This window comes from Rhizobacter sp. SG703 (genome assembly GCF_012275445.1).
Lineage (GTDB): Bacteria > Pseudomonadota > Gammaproteobacteria > Burkholderiales > Burkholderiaceae_C > Rhizobacter.
On record NZ_JAAZQK010000013.1, the window covers coordinates 128,298 to 146,943 of the forward strand.

14 protein-coding genes are annotated in these 18,646 nt (G+C 69.7%); 10 read left to right on the plus strand and 4 right to left on the minus strand.

The window, feature by feature from the left end:
• Positions 1 to 54 precede the first annotated feature (54 nt).
• Entirely contained in the window at positions 55 to 1,344 is a 1,290-nt protein-coding gene (locus FHT26_RS24915; RefSeq protein WP_168562787.1) for a mechanosensitive ion channel family protein, read from the minus strand.
• Between the two features lie 63 nt (positions 1,345 to 1,407).
• Positions 1,408 to 2,343 (minus strand): histone deacetylase family protein, encoded by a 936-nt coding sequence (locus FHT26_RS24920; RefSeq protein WP_168562788.1) that lies wholly within the window; start codon positions 2,341 to 2,343, stop codon positions 1,408 to 1,410.
• 48 nt (positions 2,344 to 2,391) lie between these two features.
• Here FHT26_RS24920 and FHT26_RS24925 point away from each other — a divergent pair, with 48 nt between their 5' ends.
• Genes FHT26_RS24925 through mltB form a run of 4 tightly spaced genes read left to right on the plus strand, consistent with a single transcriptional unit; the run spans position 2,392 to position 7,569 of the window.
• A complete protein-coding gene (locus tag FHT26_RS24925; protein WP_168562789.1) occupies positions 2,392 to 3,327 on the plus strand; it encodes an AAA family ATPase in 936 nt (311 codons plus the stop codon).
• A gap of 19 nt (positions 3,328 to 3,346) precedes the next feature.
• A complete protein-coding gene (locus FHT26_RS24930; protein ID WP_168562790.1) occupies positions 3,347 to 4,381 on the plus strand; it encodes a DUF58 domain-containing protein in 1,035 nt (344 codons plus the stop codon).
• Positions 4,378 to 6,468, plus strand: a complete 2,091-nt coding sequence (locus FHT26_RS24935; RefSeq protein ID WP_168562791.1) for a transglutaminase TgpA family protein — start codon at positions 4,378 to 4,380, stop codon at positions 6,466 to 6,468. The genes FHT26_RS24930 and FHT26_RS24935 overlap by 4 nt, the downstream gene beginning before the upstream one ends.
• A gap of 30 nt (positions 6,469 to 6,498) precedes the next feature.
• Positions 6,499 to 7,569 carry a lytic murein transglycosylase B gene (gene mltB / locus FHT26_RS24940; RefSeq protein ID WP_168562792.1) on the plus strand — a complete coding sequence of 357 codons (1,071 nt, stop codon included), beginning with the start codon at positions 6,499 to 6,501 and terminating at the stop codon, positions 7,567 to 7,569.
• Positions 7,570 to 7,620: 51 nt separating this feature from the next.
• Here the strand turns inward: mltB and FHT26_RS24945 are convergent, their stop codons facing one another.
• Both FHT26_RS24945 and smc read right to left on the minus strand, forming a co-directional pair.
• Positions 7,621 to 8,709, minus strand: a complete 1,089-nt coding sequence (locus FHT26_RS24945) for a cell division protein FtsZ (protein WP_168562793.1) — start codon at positions 8,707 to 8,709, stop codon at positions 7,621 to 7,623.
• Between the two features lie 97 nt (positions 8,710 to 8,806).
• Positions 8,807 to 12,322 (minus strand): chromosome segregation protein SMC, encoded by a 3,516-nt coding sequence (gene smc, locus FHT26_RS24950; RefSeq protein WP_168562794.1) that lies wholly within the window; start codon positions 12,320 to 12,322, stop codon positions 8,807 to 8,809.
• A gap of 235 nt (positions 12,323 to 12,557) precedes the next feature.
• Here smc and queF point away from each other — a divergent pair, with 235 nt between their 5' ends.
• From queF to prmB, 6 genes are all read left to right on the plus strand, one after another.
• A complete protein-coding gene (gene queF, locus FHT26_RS24955; protein ID WP_168562857.1) occupies positions 12,558 to 12,995 on the plus strand; it encodes a preQ(1) synthase in 438 nt (145 codons plus the stop codon).
• A gap of 325 nt (positions 12,996 to 13,320) precedes the next feature.
• Complete coding sequence (gene dapC, locus FHT26_RS24960) at positions 13,321 to 14,511, plus strand: succinyldiaminopimelate transaminase (protein WP_168562795.1); 1,191 nt, start codon at positions 13,321 to 13,323, stop codon at positions 14,509 to 14,511.
• Positions 14,512 to 14,525: 14 nt separating this feature from the next.
• On the plus strand, positions 14,526 to 15,350 hold the full coding sequence (dapD, locus tag FHT26_RS24965; RefSeq protein ID WP_168562796.1) for a 2,3,4,5-tetrahydropyridine-2,6-dicarboxylate N-succinyltransferase: 825 nt from the start codon (positions 14,526 to 14,528) through the stop codon (positions 15,348 to 15,350).
• 70 nt (positions 15,351 to 15,420) lie between these two features.
• Complete coding sequence (locus FHT26_RS24970; protein ID WP_246868095.1) at positions 15,421 to 16,611, plus strand: PilT/PilU family type 4a pilus ATPase; 1,191 nt, start codon at positions 15,421 to 15,423, stop codon at positions 16,609 to 16,611.
• Positions 16,611 to 17,765, plus strand: a complete 1,155-nt coding sequence (gene dapE, locus FHT26_RS24975; RefSeq protein ID WP_168562797.1) for a succinyl-diaminopimelate desuccinylase — start codon at positions 16,611 to 16,613, stop codon at positions 17,763 to 17,765. The genes FHT26_RS24970 and dapE overlap by 1 nt, the downstream gene beginning before the upstream one ends.
• Positions 17,762 to 18,646, plus strand: a complete 885-nt coding sequence (prmB, locus tag FHT26_RS24980) for a 50S ribosomal protein L3 N(5)-glutamine methyltransferase (RefSeq protein WP_168562798.1) — start codon at positions 17,762 to 17,764, stop codon at positions 18,644 to 18,646. Before dapE ends, prmB begins: the two co-directional genes overlap by 4 nt.

Genomic DNA, 18,646 nt, shown 5'->3' on the forward strand with positions numbered 1-18,646 from the left:
AAGCCGGTTCCCCGGCGCGTTGCTTGATGAATCGCCCGCTGCGCTTGCTCTGTTTCAGTTCGCGTCCGCTGCAGCCTGACTTTCATTGCGCACGATGGTATGCACCACCCGCTGCGGGAACGGAATCTGGATGTCCTCGGCATTCAGCACGTCCAGCACCGTCAGGTGCACGTCCGACTTGACCTGCCCCTGCCCGTTCTCCGGGTCGCGGATCCAGAAGTTGATCGTCAGGTCCATGCCGTCGGCCGCGAAGTTCGACAGCTGCACGCCCGGCGGCGGGTCGGCGATCACCCGCTCGACCTTCAGGATCGCGTCGACCAGCTTCGGCTGCAGCGCCCGCACGTCGGTGCCGTAGGCCACCTGCACCATCGTCTGGATCAGCACCCGCGGGTCGGCCAGCGACAGGTTCTCGACGCGCTGCGTGATCAGCATCTCGTTCGGCACCACCGCCTCGCGCCCGCCGAGCGAGCGGATCACCGTGTAGCGGGTGCGGATGTCGGTGACGCGGCCTTCGAAGTTGTCGACCTTGACCATGTCGCCGATGCGCAGCGAACGCTCGGCCAGGATCACGAAGCCGCTGATGTAGTTGGCCGCGATCTTCTGCAGGCCGAAGCCGAGGCCGACGCCCACCGCACCGCCCAGCACGCTGAGCGCCGTCAGGTTGATGCCGACCGCCGACATCGCGAACAGCAGCCCGACGAACAGCAGCAGCGCCCGCACGATGTTCGACACCATCTTGCGCATCGACAGGTCGTCGCCGGTGCCGTGGATGATCTTGCGCTCGATCGCCGACGACAGCCACAGCGCCATCACCATCACGACGCCGGCCGTCAGCGCGCCTTCGATCATCGTGCGCAGCGAGACCATGCCGCCGGCGATCTGCCAGCGCACGCTGTCGAGTTCTTCCATCACCGCCGGCATCACGCCGGTGACCCACAGCACGACGGCGATCCAGGCGATCCACGAGATCGTGCGCTCGATGGTGCGCATCCAGCTCGAATTCGGGAATGCCGCCGACAACACCCGCACCGCGAAGCGGATCAATGCGAGCGACAGCAGGATCGGGATCGCGACCCGGAACACCGCGACCTTCACGACGCCCATCAGCAGGTGCCGTGCAATGACCGCCAGCACCAGCGCGACCAGCGGGAACAGCACGCCGTCGACGACGTTGCGGCCGAACACGACCGCGCCGTTGATCTTCAGCACGCGCCGCAGCAGCATGCACGCGAGCCACGACAGCCCGAGGCAGCCGAGCAGCACCGCCGCTTCGGTCAGCGCGCTGGCGGTGGCCAGGTCGCGCAGCAGTTCGTCGAAATCTTGGACGCCCAGGGATGAATTCATCGGTGAAATGATTTTGCGGATCGGTTTCGTGGATCGGGGCGGACCGCCGCGCGGCCCGGGGAATCAGAGGTCGGCCAGCACCCGCAGGTGCGCCGCGACGCTGCGCGCCAGCGCGCCGAGCGCGTAGCCGCCCTCCAGGCACGAGACGATGCGCCCGCCGGCATGGCGGTCGGCCACCGCCTTGATGCGGCGCGTCAGCCATTCGTAGTCGGCCTCGACCAGGCCGAGCTGGCCGAGGTCGTCTTCGCGGTGCGCATCGAAGCCGGCCGAGATGAAGACCATCTGCGGCTTGAATTCCTCGAGCCGCGGCATCCACATCGCCTCGACGATGTCGCGCATCTCGCCGCCGCGGGTGTACGGCGGCAGCGGCAGGTTCAGCATGTTGTCGCCCTTCGGCACCTCGCCGCAGTACGGATACAGCGGGTGCTGGAAGATGCCGACCATCAGCACGCGTTCGTCGCCGGCCAGGATGTCCTCGGTGCCGTTGCCGTGGTGCACGTCGAAATCGACCACCGCGACCCGCTGCAGGCCGCGCACGTCGAGCGCATGGCGCGCGGCGATCGCGACGTTGTTGAAGAAGCAGAAGCCCATCGTCTGGTTGCGCGTCGCGTGGTGGCCGGGCGGGCGCACCGCGCAGAACGCGTTGTCGACCTGGCCGTCGAGCACCGCGTCGGTGGCGGCCACCGCGGCGCCGGCGGCGCGCTGCGCGGCGCGCCAGGTGCCGCCGTTCGCGACGGTGTCGGGGTCCATCGCGCGGCTTTCGCCCGACGCCTGCAGTTCCTCGAGCACGGCCTGCAGTTCGGTCACGTACAGGCTCTCGTGTGCCAGCACCACGTCGTGCAGGCCGACCAGCGGCGCCTCGCGGCGCTCCAGCGCCATGTCGAGGCCGGTGGCCAGCAGGTGGTCGTTGATCGCGTCCAGGCGCTGCGGGCACTCGGGATGGCCGCGGCCCATGTCGTGCTGCCGGCACTCGGGATGGCTGAAGAACGCAGTGGGCATCGGTGTTCGGGGTCTGGATTCAAGGCGGTTTGAGTTAACGTGAGCAGCATGAGCACGGACCTGTTGAAAGCCCTTCCCCACCTGAACCGCCTGATCGACCAGATTAGCACGATCATCGTCGGCAAGCGCCCGCAGATCCGTGACTGCGTGGCCTGCCTGCTGGCCGGCGGCCACCTGCTGATCGAGGACGTTCCCGGCGTCGGCAAGACCACGCTCGCGCATGCGTTGGCGGTGTCGCTCGGGCTCAAGTTCTCGCGCAGCCAGTTCACCGCCGACCTGCTGCCGTCCGACCTGATCGGCGTCAGCATCTACGAGCGCAGCAAGGAAGCCTTCGTGTTCCACCCGGGCCCGGTGTTCGCGCAGGTGCTGCTGGCCGACGAGATCAACCGCGCCGGCCCGAAGACGCAGAGCGCGCTGCTGGAGGCGATGGAAGAACACCAGGTCAGCATCGAAGGCGAGACCCGCGCGCTGCCGAAGCCGTTCTTCGTGATCGCGACGCAGAACCCGACCGACCAGCTCGGCACCTACCCGCTGCCCGAGTCGCAGCTCGACCGCTTCCTGATGTGCATCACGCTCGGCTACCCCGACCACGCCAGCGAGCGCGCGCTGCTGGCCGGCATCGACCGGCGCGAAGCGATCGGCGCGCTGCAGGCGGTGATGACGCCGCAGGACCTGCTGGCGGCGCAGCAGGACGTGCTGCGGGTGCATGCGTCCGATGCCTTGCTCGACTACCTGCAGGCGCTGATCGGCGCGACGCGCAGCGGCACCTGGTTCGTCGACGGGCTGAGCCCGCGCGCCGGCATCGCGGTGCTGCGCGCCGCGAAGGCGCATGCGCTGCTCGACGCGCGCGACTACGTCGCCCCCGACGACGTGCAGGCGATCCTCGCGCAGTCGATCTCGCACCGGCTGGTGCCGGTGGCCGGCGCCGGGCGCGGCGCGCGCGAGCAGGTGCGCGCGATGATCGAGTCGATCGCGCTGCCCTGACCCGGAGCCTGCCGCCACCATGCAGGCCGCCGACGCGCTGAAGCTCCCGCTGCGCCCGTTCACGCTCGCCGCCGGCGCAGCGCGGCGGCGCTTTCGCGCTTGGTGGCAGGCGCGGCTGCCGCGCACCGACACCGTGCTGCTGACGCAGCGCAACGTCTACATCCTGCCGACCCGCGCGGGGCTGATGTTCGCGCTGACGCTGATGGTGCTGCTGGTCGCGTCGATCAACTACCAGCTGAACCTCGGCTACGTGCTGACCTTCCTGTTGGCCGGCAGCGGCATCGTCTCGATGCACCTGACGCACAACACGCTGCGCGGCATGACGCTGCACCTGCGCCCGCCGGCGGCGGTGTTCGCCGGCGACGCGGCACCGCTCGCGGTCACGCTGACCAGCCCGGGCTCCGAGCGATTCGGCATCGGCTTGCGCCTCGAATCGGGCGATGCATCGACCCTGACCTGGGCCGACGTGCCGGCCGGCGGCCAGGCCCCGGCCCACGTCAGCTTCGTGCCCGCCACGCGCGGGCTGCACCCGGTGCCGGCGATCAGCATCGAGACGCGCTTCCCGCTCGGTCTGTTCCGCGCATGGGCGGTGTGGCGGCCGGCGTCCGACGTGCTGGTCTACCCGCGCGCCGAGCGCCCGCCGGCCCCGCTGCCACCGGCCCACCCGACGCCCGGCGGCCCGGCCACCGGCCGGCGCGCCGACGGCAGCGAGCTCGAAGGCGTGCGCGGCTACCGGCGCGGCGACCCGCTGAAGCTGGTGGTCTGGAAGAAGGCGGCGCGCAGCCTCGAGACCGGCGGCGAACTCGTCAGCCGCGACACCAGCGCCACCGTGCAGCAGCAGCTGTGGCTCGACTGGCAACGCTGCGCCGGCCTCGCGCCCGAAGACCGGTTGTCGCGGCTGGCCGCGTGGGTGCTGGCCGCCGAGCGCGCCGGCGCCGACTACGGCCTGCGCCTGCCCGAGCTGCAGATCGATCCGGCGCAGGGCGAATTGCAGCGCCGGCGTTGCCTGGAGGCGCTGGCACTGCATGGCGTCACCCGCGGAGCGAGCGCATGACCGCGACCCGCTGGTGGCCGCGCTGGCCCGGCTGGCGCCACCTGCCGCGCGAGACGCGCGACACGCTGTTCCTGCTGCTGGTGATCGCCTGGACCGTGCTGCCGCACCTGCTGCACCTGCCGCCGTGGTGCGCCGCGCTGACCGGCGGCGTGCTGCTGTGGCGCGGCCGCCTGGCGCTGACCGGCAGCGCGCTGCCCGGCCGCTGGGTGCGCATCGGGCTGCTGGCGCTGGCGATCGGGCTGACGCTGCTGTCGTTCCGCTCGCTGCTCGGCAAGGAGCCGGGCATCACGCTCGCGGTGGTGCTGATGTCGATGAAGACGCTCGAGCTGCGCGCCCGGCGCGATGCCTTCGTGGTGTTCTTCCTCGGTTTCTTCCTGGTGCTGACGCACTTCCTGTATTCGCAGTCGCTGCCGGTAGCGGCCGCGATGCTGCTGTCGGTGTGGGGGCTGCTGACCGCGCTGGTGCTCGCGCACATGCCGGTCGGGCAGCCGCAGCTGCGCAAGGCGGCACGGCTCGCGCTGCGCAGCGCGGCGCTCGGCGCGCCGGTGATGGTGCTGTTGTTCGTGATGTTCCCGCGCCTCGGGCCGCTGTGGGGCGTGCCGCAGGACGGCCTGTCGACGACCGGCCTGTCGAACAGCATGCGCATGGGCTCGGTCGCCGAGGTCGCGAGCGACGACAGCGTCGCGATGCGCATCCGCTTCCTCGGGCCGGTGCCGCCGCCGCAGGCCATGTACTTCCGCGGCCCGGTGCTCGGGCGCTACGACGGCGAGGAATGGCAGCCGGTGTTCCGTTCCGAGTTCGCACCGCCGCTGCGCGCCGCGCTGCGCACCGATGGCCCGGAATACCGCTACGAAGTGACGCTCGAACCGCTGCGGCTGCCGCTGCTGCCGCTGCTGGAGGCCACCTCCGAGGTCGATCCGATCGAGAACCTGCCGGTGTCGCGCCGCGACGACCTGTCGTGGCGCACGCAGCGGCCGGTCACCGAGCGGCTGCGCTTCAACGCGCTTGCGCACACGCGCTTCCAGCACGGGCCGACCCAGCGCAGCGCCGAGCTGCGCGAGTTCGTGCAGCTGCCCACCGGCTACAACCCGCGCACCCTCGCGTGGGCCACGCAGCTGCTGCAGCGGCCCGAGTTCGCGAAGGCCGACTCGGGCACGCTCGCCCGCGCGGTGCTGCAGCACATCGCCAGCGCCGGCTTCGGCTACACGCTGGCGCCGGGCGTGTACGGCGAGACCGATCCGCGCACCGCGGTCGACGAATTCTGGCTCGACCGCAAGCTGGGTTTCTGCGAGCACTTCGCCGCCGCGTTCGTGATCGTGATGCGGGCGATGGACGTGCCGGCGCGGGTCGTCACCGGCTACCAGGGCACCGACCCGGTGCCGGTCGACGGCTACTACCTCGTGCGCCAGAGCTCGGCGCATGCCTGGGCCGAGTACTGGCAGCAGGGAGTCGGCTGGGTGCGCGCGGACCCGACCGCCGCGGTGGCGCCCGACCGCATCTCGCGCAGCGCCCGTCTCGCGCGGCAGCCGGGGCTGGTGGCCGGTGCGATCGGCTCCGTCAGCCCGGCGCTGCTGGCGCAACTGCGCGGCGCGTGGGAATCGGTCAACAACCGCTGGAACCAGTGGGTGCTGAACTACTCGCGCGGCCAGCAGCTCGACCTGCTGAAGAACCTCGGCTTCAGCTCGCCGAGCTGGGAGGACCTGGCGCTGCTGTTGATCGGCACCCTCAGCACGCTGGCGCTGCTGGGCGCCGGCTGGGCCTGGTGGGACCGGCACCGGCAGGATCCATGGCAACGGCAGGCGCGGCAGTTGCGCGCGGCGCTGCAGCGGCTGGGGCTGGCCGCGCTGCCGCACGACACGCCGCGGGCGCTCGCGGCGCAGGTCGACGCGCGCTTCGGCCCGCGCGGCGCGCCGCTGGCGGCGCTGCTGCTGGGGCTCGATGCGCAGCGCTACGGCCGCAGTGCGATCGAGCGGCCGTCGACGCCCTGGCTGCGCGCGGTGCAGGCGCAGGTGCGTGCGCTGCAGGCGGTGTTGAAGGACATGGGAAAGGACGCGGGGAAGGACACGTTCGCGAATGCCCCGAGATGACGGGGCTGCGCCGACGCCGATAATTTGCCGATGCCCCCTCGTTTCCGCCCATTGCTTCCCGCGCTGCTCGCTGTGGCATGCCTGCTGGCCGGCGTCGCCGATGCGACGCCGAAGAAGAAACACCCTGCCCCGGTGCGCGCCGAGGACGCCCCCGACGCGGTGATCTACGGTGGCCGCGACGACGTGATGCGTTTCGGCGCCGAACTCGCCGAGCGGCAGGGGCTGGATGCGGCCTGGGTGCAGTCGCAGCTGGCCGAATCGCGCTACATCCCGAACGTCGCGAAGTTCATCATGCCGCCGCCGGCCGGCACCGCGAAGAACTGGGCCGCCTACCGCAGCCGCTTCGTCGAGCCGAAGCGCATCCGCGCCGGCCTCGCGTTCTGGCGCGACAACGAGAAGTGGCTGGCGCGCGCCGAGGAGCTCTATGGCGTGCCGGCCGAGATCGTCGTCGGCATCGTCGGCGTCGAGACGATCTACGGCCAGCAGATGGGCGGCTTCCGGGTGATCGATGCGCTGGCCACGCTGGCCTTCGATTTCCCGACCGGCCGGCGCGATCGCAGCGGCTTCTTCCGCGACGAGCTGGAGCAGTACTTCGTGCTGTGCCACAGCGAGGCTGTCGACCCGCTCGCATTGAGGGGCAGCTATGCCGGCGCGATGGGCATGGGGCAGTTCATGCCGAGCAGCTGGAACCGCTATGCGGTCGACTTCGACGGCGACGGCCGCGTCGACCTGCACGCGAGTGGCGCCGACGTGGTCGGCAGCATCGCCCACTACCTGGCCGAGTTCGGCTGGCAGCGCGGCATGCCGACGCACTTCGACGTGGCCGCACCGGTGGACGTCGCCGACCGCGCGGCGCTGCTGGTGCCCGACATCGTGCCGAGCTTCACGCCACAGGAGTTCATCGCGCATGGCGCCGCGCTGCCGGCCGCCGCGCGCGAGTCCGGTGACAAGCTCGCGCTGATCGAGCTGCAGAACGGCGATGCGGCGCCGAGCTATGTGGCCGGCACGCCGAACTTCTATGCGGTGACGCGCTACAACTGGTCGAGCTACTACGCGCTGGCGGTGATCGAGCTGGGGCAGGCGGTCAAGGCGATGCGGTAGCCCGGATGCCAGTCCGGGATGTGCCGGACGACTCCCGGATTGGCATCCTGACTACGAGAACAGGCGCCTGGCCGCGGCGGTGCCGGCCGCCAGGTCGTGCGTTTCCAGCGCCTGGTACAGCTGCCCGAGCTCGCCGCCGATGGCCGCGAAGCCTTCGGGCCGCAGCAGCTGCCCGTTGTCGTCGACGATCGCCGCGTCCATGCCAAGCGACAAGGCCTGCGCGCTCGCCTGCCACGCGATGAACGGCTCGGCGCGTGCATCGGTCTGCGGCACGTCGAAGCTCAGCGTCACGTCGCGCACCACCGACTTGTTCGGGTCGTCGGCCAGCGCCGCCTGCGAATCGAAGCTCAGCGTCAGCACCGGCGGCGCGCCTTCGTCGCTCGCCGGCAGCACCAGCCGACCCGGCACCACACCCGGCACGAAGCCGTGGCGCGATGCATGCTGGTGGATGTAGCCGACGCTCCACGCCGCCGAGCGCGCCTGCAGGTGCACCGCGAGCTGCGCATCGTGCTCGCCGGCAAAGCCGTCGAGTTCGCGCGCCCGCGCCACCGCATCGAGCATGTCGGGGAAATCGGCCATCGCGCCGATCGATTCGGCAAAGGCCTGCAGCTTCTGCACGAATTCGGAGTACTCGATCTCGTTGACCGCACCCATCCGGTTGGCCAGTTGCAGCCCGGCCTGGAACTCGCCGTAGCGCTGGCCGGCGGTCGGCGGTTCCCACTCGCCGCTGTCGGCGTTCAGGCCCTCGATCAGGAACGGCTTGCTGCCGGCACGGCGCGTCGGCGGCAGGTGCGGCAGCACCGATTCGGCGCTGACCGGTGCGTCGAGCGTCAGCGTCGCGATGGCGTCGATCAGCGCATCGATGCGCACCGTGGTGCGGCGCATCGGCGGCGGCTGCAGCGCGCTGCCGAGGTCGAGGCGCGGCGACGGATCGTCGCCCACCGGACCCGACGCCGGCTCGCCGAACACCGGCTCGCGCTGCTCGGCCGGTGCCGCTGCAGCAGAGGGACCGCCCGGCGGCGGCAGCGCCTCCATCGGCCGCCGCGGCCCGGCCTTGCGGGCCTGCCACGCGCCATGCGCGACCACGCCGGCCAGCACGATGCCGCCAAGCGCGGCCAGCGAGACGGTCAAGGTGCTCAATGGAGCCCCTCGTCGAATGGGTACATTCGCCGATCCGCCGAGGGGATGCCGGCCGGCTTGGGAGCGGCCCGGCGCTCGGCCGGCGACGAGTCAGCCATCACGCCGCCTCGGCCAAGCTGACCGCCGCTTCCATGTCGACCGCGACGATGCGCGACACGCCCTGCTCCTGCATCGTCACGCCGATCAGCTGCTCGGCCATCTCCATCGCGATCTTGTTGTGGCTGATGAAGAGGAACTGCGTGCCTTCGGACATCTGCTTCACCAGCTTCGCGTAGCGCTCGGTGTTGGCATCGTCCAGCGGCGCGTCGACCTCGTCGAGCAGGCAGAACGGCGCCGGGTTCAGCTGGAAGATCGCGAACACCAGCGCGATCGCGGTCAGCGCCTTCTCGCCGCCCGACAGCAGGTGGATCGTGCTGTTCTTCTTGCCGGGCGGCTGCGCCATCACCTGCACGCCGGCGTCGAGGATCTCGTCGCCGGTCATCATCAGCTTGGCCTGCCCGCCGCCGAACAGGCTCGGGAACATGCGCCCGAAGTGCTCGTTGACCTGGTTGAAGGTGCTGGCGAGCAGGTCGCGCGTCTCGAGGTCGATCTTGTGGATCGCGCCTTCGAGCGTGCCGATCGCCTCGTTCAGGTCGGCGTTCTGCGAATCGAGGAAGGTCTTGCGCTCGCGCGACGCGGTGAGCTCGTCGAGCGCCGCCAGGTTGACCGCGCCGAGCGCGTTGATGTCGCGGTTGATGCGGTCGATCTCGCCTTGCAGCCCGTACAGCTTGACGTTGTTGTCGGCGATGTTCTGCGCGAGCGTCGCGAGGTCGACCTCGGCGGCGGTGAGCTGCTCGAGGAACTGCGCGCCGCCGAGCTGCGCCGCCTGCTCTTCCAGCTGCAGCTTGGTGATACGGTCGCGCAGCGGCTGCAGGCTCTGCTCGTGCGCCATGCGCTGTTCGTCGGCGCGGCGCAGCCGCAGCGTCAGGTCGTCGTACTCGCTGCGCTTGCTGCCGAGCGCGGCTTCGCGGTCGAGCTTCACCGCCAACGCGTCCTCGAGCCCGACGTGGGCCGACGCATCGGTCAGCTTCACCAATTCTTCCTGCAGCTGCTCGCGCGACGCGTCGTTCGACGCCACCTGCTGCTGCGCGGTCTCGATGCTGCGCTGCAGCTCGCCGCGGCGGGCCGCCAGCGCGCGCGACGAGAACTGCGCCTCCTGCGCCTGGCGTTCCAGCGAGCGCAGCTGCTCGCGCGCATCGGCCAGCTTGCGTTCGGCGGCGATCACGGCTTCGTCGAGTTCGGCATGGCGCTCCTGCGTGGTCGCGAGCTGCATGTCGAGTTCTTCGAAGCGTGCTTCGCCGGTGGCGCGGCGTTCGTCGAGCTCTTCGAGCTGGGCGTCGATCTCGGCGAGCTCGGCGTCGAGCTGCTCGCGGCGCGCGCTGGTCTGCTCGGCCTGCTGCGACAGGCGCAGCAGCTCGACCTGCAGCTGGTGCGCGCGGGTCTGCGTCTCGGCGGCTTCGCGGCGCGCGCCGACCAGCCGCTGCGATGCATCGGTGTAGGCCGCCTCGGCCCGCACCAGCGCGCTGCGCGACTCTTCGGCGATCAGCGTCTGCGCCTTCAGCTGGCGCTCCAGGTTCTCGATCTCCTGCGCGCGCGCCAGCATGCCGGCCTGCTCGGAATCGGGCGCGTAGAAGGCGACCGCGAACTGGCTGACCGCATGGCCTTCGCGGGTCATGATGACTTCGCCGTGCGTCAGCTTCGAGCGCTCGGCCAGCGCTTCGTCGATGCTGGCCGCGGTGTAGACGCCTTCGAGCCAGTCGTTCAGCAGGGCCTTCAGGCCCGAATCGCCCAGGCGCAGCAGGTCGCTCAGCTTCGACAGCGTCTGGTGCGTGTTCGAGATCGCCGCTTGCGGTGGGGTGTAGAAGGCCAGCTTGGCCGGCGGCGCGTCGCCCGCGAAGGCGCGCACCGTCTCGATGCGGCCCACTTCGAGCGCGTTGATGCGTTCGCGCAGCGCGGCTTCGAGCGCGGTTTCCCAGCCGGACTCGATGTGGATCTTCGTCCACAGCCCCTGCAGGCCTTCGAGGCCGTGCTTCGCGAGCCACGGCTTCAGCTTGCCTTCGGTCTGCACTTTTTCCTGCAGCGCGCGCAGCGCGTCGAGGCGGGCGCTCAGGTCGGCTTGGCGGCCGCCCTGCGCATTGACCTGCTCCTGCGCGTCGCGGCGCGCTTCGTCGAGCGCCGGCACCTGCTCCTGCAGCTCGTGCAGCCGGGCATCGGCGACGCCCTGCTGCTCGTCGGCCGCAGCCGACTGCTGCTTCAGCTCGGCCAGCCGCACCATGTCGGGCGACGCGAGCTGGCGGCGCTCGCCGTCGAGCCGGTCGCGGCGCGCATTGAATTGGCGGCGCTGGTCGTCGAGGTTGCGGCTCTCGGCGGCCAGCACCTGGATCTGCTGCTGCACGCTGCTGACGGCGGCGCGCTGTTCGTTGCTGCGGTTCTGCGCGGCGCGCACCGCGTCTTCGACCTGCGGCAGGTTGCCGGCCTGTTCCTCCGCCTGCGCGGCCAGCACCTCGGCCTGTTCGTCGGCGGCGGCGATCTGCTCGGCGATCTGCTCCAGCTCGTCCTGCGCCTGCTGCGAGCGTTCGGCCCACTGCTCGCTCTGCACCTTCAGCTCGGTCAGGCGCTGCTCGACGCGCTGGCGGCCTTCGACGACGTAGCGGATGCGTTCCTCGAGCCTGCTGACTTCGAGCGAGGCCTCGGCCAGCGCACCCTGCGCGGTGTGCAGCTCGTCGCTGGCGGCATAGTGGGCCTGGCGGATGGTTTCGAGCTCGGCCTCGCCGTGGCGCAGCTCGGCCATGCGGGCTTCGAGGCCGTTGGTGGCTTCGAGCACCTCTTTCTTCACGCGCTCCTGTTCGCTCGCCGCATCGCGGTGCTTCAGGAACCACAGCTGGTGCAGCTTCAGCGTGCCCGATTCCTGCAGGCCGCGGTAGCGGGTCGCGACCTCGGCCTGCTTCTCGAGCTTGTCGAGGTTGGCGTTCAGCTCGCGCAGGATGTCTTCGACGCGGGTCAGGTTCTCGCGCGTGTCCTTCAGCCGGTTCTCGGTTTCGCGGCGGCGTTCCTTGTACTTCGAGACGCCGGCGGCTTCTTCGAGGAACAGGCGCAGTTCCTCGGGCTTGCTTTCGATGATGCGGCTGATGGTGCCCTGGCCGATGATCGCGTAGGCCCGCGGGCCGAGGCCGGTGCCGAGGAACACGTCCTGCACGTCGCGGCGGCGCACCGGCTGGTTGTTGATGTAGTAGCTGCTGGTGCCGTCGCGGGTCAGCACGCGCTTGACGGCGATCTCGGTGAACTGGTTCCACTGGCCGCCGGCGCGGGCGTCTTCGTTGCTGAACACCAGCTCCACGCTGGAGCGGCTGGCCGGCTTGCGGTTGCCCGAGCCGTTGAAGATCACGTCCTGCATCGATTCGCCGCGCAGTTCGCTGGCTTTCGATTCGCCCAGCACCCAGCGCACCGCGTCCATGATGTTGGACTTGCCGCAGCCGTTGGGCCCGACCACGCCGACCAGCTGGCCCGGCAGCTGGAAGTGCGTCGGTTCGGCAAATGACTTGAAGCCCGACAGCTTGATGGAGTTCAGACGCATGGAGAGCAGTCCCGGCGGGTCGCGGCGGGGGTGCCGCGAGGCGCCTAAGTCATTGATTTATTTGGGGAATTCCACGCGTACGCGGATTTCTGGCGAGGCGCGATGATACCATCGCGCCCTGTTGCGGCAGCCTGCCGAAACCCTCTCAAAACGTGACGCTCCCATGGCCAAGTTGTCCAAGTCGCCCTCGACCAAGTTGTCTTCGAAAGTCCCGCTCCCGAGCACGCCGTTGCGCATGCGCGAGGCGCCGGCCAAGCCGCCGTCGATGCCGAGCAAGCAGCTCGACGTGTTCCCGAACCCGAGCCCGAAGCGCGACTACGCGATCCAGTTCCAGGTGCCCGAGTTCACCTGCCACTGCCCGCTGACCGGCCAGCCGGATTTCGCGCACTTCACGATCGACATGATCGCGGACCAGCTGTGCGTCGAGCTGAAGAGCCTGAAGATGTACATGTGGAGCTTCCGCAACGAAGGCGCGTTCCACGAGAAGGTCACGAACGACATCCTCGACGACATCGTGAAGGCCACCGACCCGCGCTTCATCCGCATCACGGCGAAGTGGTACGTGCGCGGCGGGATCTACACGAACGTGGTGGCCGAGCACCGCAAGAAGGGCTGGAAGCCGCAGCCGGTGGTTCAGATGCCGGCGCATGGTGTGGCTACTGGGTTGGCTTGATCGGCGTCGGTCACTTCAATCTTTCCCCTCCACCCCAAGACAGCGGTGCCGGCAAAGGCGCGGGTGGGGAGGGCGTGGCGCGCCAATCGGGACGGGGCGCCGGAGCTGGCTGGTTTCATGGCCCCGCGCGCAGCGCGTTCGTGAACTGACTGCCGCCGACTGTTTGACCACAGCGAGCGAAGCGAGCGGAGGGAGTTTCGGCGACGGGCCATGAAGCCAGCCAGCGGAGGGAAGTCCTCGGCCCCCGAGGGCCGAGGACCGTCCCGTCCGGCGCGCCACGCCCTCCCCACCCGCGCCTTTGCAAGCAAGAACCGATAATCGCCGCATGAATCCGCTGCTCGCCAAGCTCCACCCCTACCCTTTCGAGCGCCTGCGCGCCCTCACCCGCGACATCACCCCCAACCCGGCCTTCAAGCCCATCAGCCTCGGCATCGGCGAACCGCGCCACGCCACCCCGCAGCTGGTCCTCGACGCCTTGTCGGCCCACTTCGACGGCCTCGCCAGCTACCCCGCCACCGCCGGCGACATCGCGCTGCGCCAGGCCTGCGCCGACTGGGTCGCTCGCCGCTACGGCGTCACGCTCGACGCCGCCACGCAGGTGCTGCCGGTCAACGGATCGCGCGAGGCGCTGTTCGCGCTGGCGCAGACCCTCGTCGACCCGACCCGCCCCGGCGCCACCGTCGTCTGCCCGAATCCGTTCTATCAGATCTACGAGGGCGCCGCGCTGCTGGCCGGCGCGCAGACCTTCTTCGCCAACAGCGACCCGGCGCGCAATTTCGCGGCCGACTGGGCCCAGGTGCCCGACGAGGTCTGGGCGCGCACGCAGCTGCTCTACGTCTGCTCGCCCGGCAACCCGACCGGCGCGGTGATGCCGCTCGACGAATGGAAGCGGCTGTTCGCGCTGAGCGAGCGCTTCGGCTTCGTGATCGCGTCCGACGAGTGCTATTCCGAGATCTACTTCCGCGAAGACCCGCCGCTCGGCGCGCTCGACGCCGCGCGGCAGCTCGGCCGGCACGACTTCCGCAACCTCGTCGTGTTCACCAGCCTGTCCAAGCGCTCCAACGTGCCGGGCATGCGCTCCGGCTTCGTGGCCGGCGACGCGGCCGTGCTGAAGCAGTTCCTGCTGTACCGCACCTACCACGGCAGCGCGATGAGCCCGATGGTGCAGCAGGCCAGCATCGCCGCCTGGCGCGATGAGGCCCACGTGGTCGACAACCGCGAGCAGTACCGCCGCAAGTTCGCGCAGGTCACGCCGCTGCTGGCCGAGGTGCTCGACGTGCGCCTGCCCGACGCCGGCTTCTACCTGTGGGCCGCCGTGCCCGGCGGCGACGACGTTGCCTTCGCCCGCGGGCTGCTGGCTCAATACAATGTCGCGGTGCTGCCGGGCAGCCTGCTGGCACGCGAAGCGCAGGGCCTGAACCCGGGCGCGGGCCGCATCCGGCTGGCCCTGGTGGCCGAGGTCGCCGAATGCCTCGAAGCCGCCGGGCGCATCGTTTCCTTCGTCAAATCCTTGTGATTCCGAGAACCCCCATGAGCCAACAGCAACTGCAAAGCGTCATCGACCTCGCCTGGGAAGGCCGCGCCCAGATCACCGCCGTCAATTCGCCGGAAGTGCGCGAGGCGGTCGAATCGGTGATCGCCGACCTGAACAAGGGCCGCATCCGCGTCGCCGAGCGCGAGGCCGTCGGCCAGTGGAAGGTCAACCAGTGGGTCAAGAAGGCGGTGCTGCTGTCGTTCCGCCTGAACGACAACCAGCTGATGCATGCCGGCGAACTCACCTTCTTCGACAAGGTCAAGACCAAGTTCTCGCACATCAGCGACGAAGAAGTGCGCGCCGCCGGCGTGCGCGTGGTGCCGCCGGCCGTCGCGCGCCACGGCAGCTACCTCGCGAAGAACGTCATCCTGATGCCGTCGTACGTCAACATCGGCGCCTATGTCGACGAAGGCACGATGGTCGACACCTGGGCCACCGTCGGCTCGTGCGCGCAGATCGGCAAGAACGTGCACCTGTCGGGCGGCGTGGGCATCGGCGGCGTGCTGGAACCGCTGCAGGCCAACCCGACCATCATCGAGGACAACTGCTTCATCGGCGCCCGCTCCGAAGTGGTCGAAGGCGTCATCGTCGAGGAGAACTCGGTGATCTCGATGGGCGTCTACATCGGCCAGAGCACCAAGATCTACGACCGCGCCACCGGCGAGGTCAGCTACGGCCGCATCCCCGCCGGCTCGGTGGTGGTCAGCGGCAACCTGCCGAGCGCCGACGGCAAGTACAGCCTGTACTGCGCCGTCATCGTCAAGCGCGTGGATGCGCAAACCCGCGCGAAAACCAGCATCAACGAACTGTTGCGCGCCTGACCCGCGAACCCGCCGGCCGGCGTGCCATGATGCTTTCCTCCGTTCAACAATGTCCCGAAAGGACACAGCGATGACAGCCTCCAACGGCGGCAACATGGAACGCGTGCTGCGGATGATGGCCGACAAGGGCGCCTCCGACGTCTACCTGTCGGCCAACACGCCGATCCTGATCAAGATCAACGGCCAGATCCTGCAACTGAGCGACCAGCCGCTCACCGCCACGCAGCCCCGCCAGTTGCTGGCCGAGCTGCTCACGCCGACCCAGCTCGAAGACCTGGAAGACACCGGCGAGCTGAACGTCGGCATCGGGCTGTCGGGCGTCGGCAGCTTCCGGCTCAGCGCGTTCCGCCAGCGCGGCTCGATCGCCGCGGTGTTCCGCTGCATCCCGCACGACATCCCGGCGCTCGGCAGCCTGAACCTGCCGCAGGTGCTGAACACGCTGGTGCTGGAGAAGCGCGGCCTGATCCTGATGGTGGGCGCCACCGGCACCGGCAAGAGCACCACGCTCGCGTCGATGCTGGAGCAGCGCAACCAGCAGATGGCCGGCCACATCCTGACCATCGAGGACCCGATCGAGTTCATGTTCAGCAACAAGCGCTCGGTGGTGAACCAGCGCGAGGTCGGCCGCGACACGCAGTCGCTGCAGGTGGCGCTGAAGAACGCGCTGCGCCAGGCGCCCGACTGCATCTACATCGGCGAGATCCGCGACCGCGAGACGATGACGATGGCGATCTCGTACGCGCTGTCGGGCCACCTGGTGGTGTCGACGCTGCATGCGAACAACAGCTACCACGCGCTCGGCCGGATCCTGTCGTTCTACTCGCCCGAATCGCGCCCCGCACTGCTGGCCGATTTGGCCGCCGGCCTGCGCGCGGTGGTCTCGCAGCGGCTGGTGCGCGCCACCGCCGGCGGGCGCCGCCCGGCGGTCGAGGTGCTGCTGAACACCAAGCTGGTGTCCGAGCTGATCGAGCAGGGCGACTTCAACGGCGTCAAGGAAGCGATGGAGAAGTCGATGGCCGAAGGCTCGCAGAGCTTCGAGTCCGACCTGGCCCGCCTGATCACCGAAGGCGTGATCACCCGCGACGAAGGCCTCGCGTTCTCCGATTCGCCGACCAACCTGATGTGGCGCCTGGCCAATGACACCGAGCCGGTGTCGCGCCAGGTCCCGAAGAAGGAAGAGACAGACGACCAGCCGACCTTCACCGAGATCACGCTGGACGTGCACGACGACCGCAACACCGGGTTCTCGACCCGCTTCTGATGTCCCGCACGCTTGAACTGACCGAAGCCCTGATCAGCCGCCGCTCCGTCACCCCCGACGACGGCGGCTGCCAGGCGCTGCTGATCGAACGGCTCGCGCCGCTCGGCTTCGACTGCGAGACGATCGAGAGCGGCCCGGCCGATTTCCGCGTGACCAACCTGTGGGCGCTGCGACCTGGCAAAGGCGGCAAGCGGTTGATGTTCGCCGGCCACACCGACGTGGTGCCGACCGGCCCGCTCGCGCAGTGGCAGAGCGACCCGTTTGTACCGACGCACCGCGACGGCAAGCTGTACGGGCGCGGCGCGGCCGACATGAAGACCTCGATCGCCGCGATGGTGGTCGCGATCGAGGAGTTCGTCGCGGCGCACGGCGACCGGTGCGGCGGCATCGCGCTGCTGATCACCAGCGACGAAGAAGGCCCGGCGGTCGACGGCACCGTCAAGGTCTGCAGCATGCTGAAAGAGCGCCTGGCGCAGCGAGGCGAGCGCATCGACTACTGCATCGTCGGCGAGCCGACCTCGCTCTCGACGCTGGGCGACATGATCAAGAACGGCCGGCGCGGTTCGCTGTCGGGCAAGCTGACGGTGCATGGCGTGCAGGGCCACATCGCGTACCCGCACCTGGCGGACAACCCGATCCACCGCGCCGCGCCGGCGCTGGCGGCGCTCGGCGCGGTCGAATGGGACCGCGGCAACCGCTACTTCCCGGCCACCAGCTGGCAGATGTCGAACATCCATGGCGGCACCGGTGCCGGCAACGTGATCCCCGGCGAGGTGGTGATCGACTTCAATTTCCGCTTCTCGACCGAATCGACGCCCGAGTCGCTGAAGTCGCGCGTGCAGGCGGTGCTCGACGCGCACGGGCTGCGCTACGACCTGGCCTGGACGCTCGGCGGCGAGCCGTTCCTGACGCCGATCGGCGAACTGAGCGACGCGATCGGCGCGGCGATCCTCGCCGAGACCGGCGTGCGCACCGAGCTGTCGACCACCGGCGGCACCTCCGACGGCCGCTTCATCGCGAAGATCTGCCCGCAGGTGGTCGAGTTCGGGCCGCTGAACGCCAGCATCCACAAGATCGACGAGAACGTCGAGGTCGCGAGCCTCGACCCGTTGAAGAACATCTACCGGCGCACGTTGGAAGGCTTGCTGCTATGAAGTTGATCGATCTCATCACCGCGCAGAGCGCCCGCCTCAAGACGGCGGGCGTTTCGTTTGGGCACGGCACCACCAACGCGTTCGACGAATCGGCCTGGCTGGTGCTGTGGGCGCTGGGCATGCCGCTCGACGCGCTCGAAGAGCAGGCGCAGCGCGAGCTGTCGGCCGACGAAGAAGCGACCGCGCTCGCGCTGGTCGACGAGCGCATCCGCTCGCGCCGCCCGGCCGCCTACCTGACCCGCGAAGCCTGGCTGCAGAACGTGCCGTTCTACGTCGACGAGCGCAGCATCGTGCCGCGCTCGTTCATCGCCGAGCTGCTGGTCGACGGCGAAGGCGAAGGCACGCTGGACGCCTGGCTGTCCGACCAGACGCACACCGTGCTCGACCTGTGCACCGGCAACGGCAGCCTCGCGGTGATCGCTGCGCTGGCCTATCCCGACGTGGTCGTCGACGCGGCCGACATCTCCGACGACGCGCTGGCGGTGGCCCGCATCAACGTCGACAAGCACAAGCTCGGCCGGCGCATCACGCTGATGCAGTCCGACCTGCTGGCGAACGTCGGCGGGCCGTACGACCTGATCCTGTGCAACCCGCCGTACGTCAACAGCACCAGCATGGCCGCGCTGCCGGAGGAATACCGCCACGAGCCGGCGCTCGCGCTGGCCGGCGGCGACGACGGCATGGACCTGGTGCGCCGCATCCTGCACGACGCGCCGGCGAAGATGACCGCCGACGCGGTGCTGCTGCTGGAGATCGGCAACGAGCGGCCGCACTTCGAGCATGCATTCCGCAAGCTCGAAGTGGCGTGGCTGGACACCAGCGCCGGCGACGACCAGGTGCTGCTGGTGACCCGCGAAGCGCTCCAGCGCTGGAAACGCTGA

Excerpts from the sequence above, each read along its gene's own strand:
- FHT26_RS24915 (WP_168562787.1), bottom strand. The coding sequence starts at position 1,344 with ATGAATTCATCCCTGGGCGTCCAAGATTTCGACGAACTGCTGCGCGAC.
- FHT26_RS24920 (WP_168562788.1), bottom strand. The coding sequence starts at position 2,343 with ATGCCCACTGCGTTCTTCAGCCATCCCGAGTGCCGGCAGCACGACATG.
- FHT26_RS24925 (WP_168562789.1), top strand. The coding sequence starts at position 2,392 with ATGAGCACGGACCTGTTGAAAGCCCTTCCCCACCTGAACCGCCTGATC.
- FHT26_RS24930 (WP_168562790.1), top strand. The coding sequence starts at position 3,347 with ATGCAGGCCGCCGACGCGCTGAAGCTCCCGCTGCGCCCGTTCACGCTC.
- FHT26_RS24935 (WP_168562791.1), top strand. The coding sequence starts at position 4,378 with ATGACCGCGACCCGCTGGTGGCCGCGCTGGCCCGGCTGGCGCCACCTG.
- mltB (WP_168562792.1), top strand. The coding sequence starts at position 6,499 with ATGCCCCCTCGTTTCCGCCCATTGCTTCCCGCGCTGCTCGCTGTGGCA.
- smc (WP_168562794.1), bottom strand. The coding sequence starts at position 12,322 with ATGCGTCTGAACTCCATCAAGCTGTCGGGCTTCAAGTCATTTGCCGAA.
- queF (WP_168562857.1), top strand. The coding sequence starts at position 12,558 with ATGCGCGAGGCGCCGGCCAAGCCGCCGTCGATGCCGAGCAAGCAGCTC.
- dapC (WP_168562795.1), top strand. The coding sequence starts at position 13,321 with ATGAATCCGCTGCTCGCCAAGCTCCACCCCTACCCTTTCGAGCGCCTG.
- dapD (WP_168562796.1), top strand. The coding sequence starts at position 14,526 with ATGAGCCAACAGCAACTGCAAAGCGTCATCGACCTCGCCTGGGAAGGC.
- FHT26_RS24970 (WP_246868095.1), top strand. The coding sequence starts at position 15,421 with ATGACAGCCTCCAACGGCGGCAACATGGAACGCGTGCTGCGGATGATG.
- dapE (WP_168562797.1), top strand. The coding sequence starts at position 16,611 with ATGTCCCGCACGCTTGAACTGACCGAAGCCCTGATCAGCCGCCGCTCC.
- prmB (WP_168562798.1), top strand. The coding sequence starts at position 17,762 with ATGAAGTTGATCGATCTCATCACCGCGCAGAGCGCCCGCCTCAAGACG.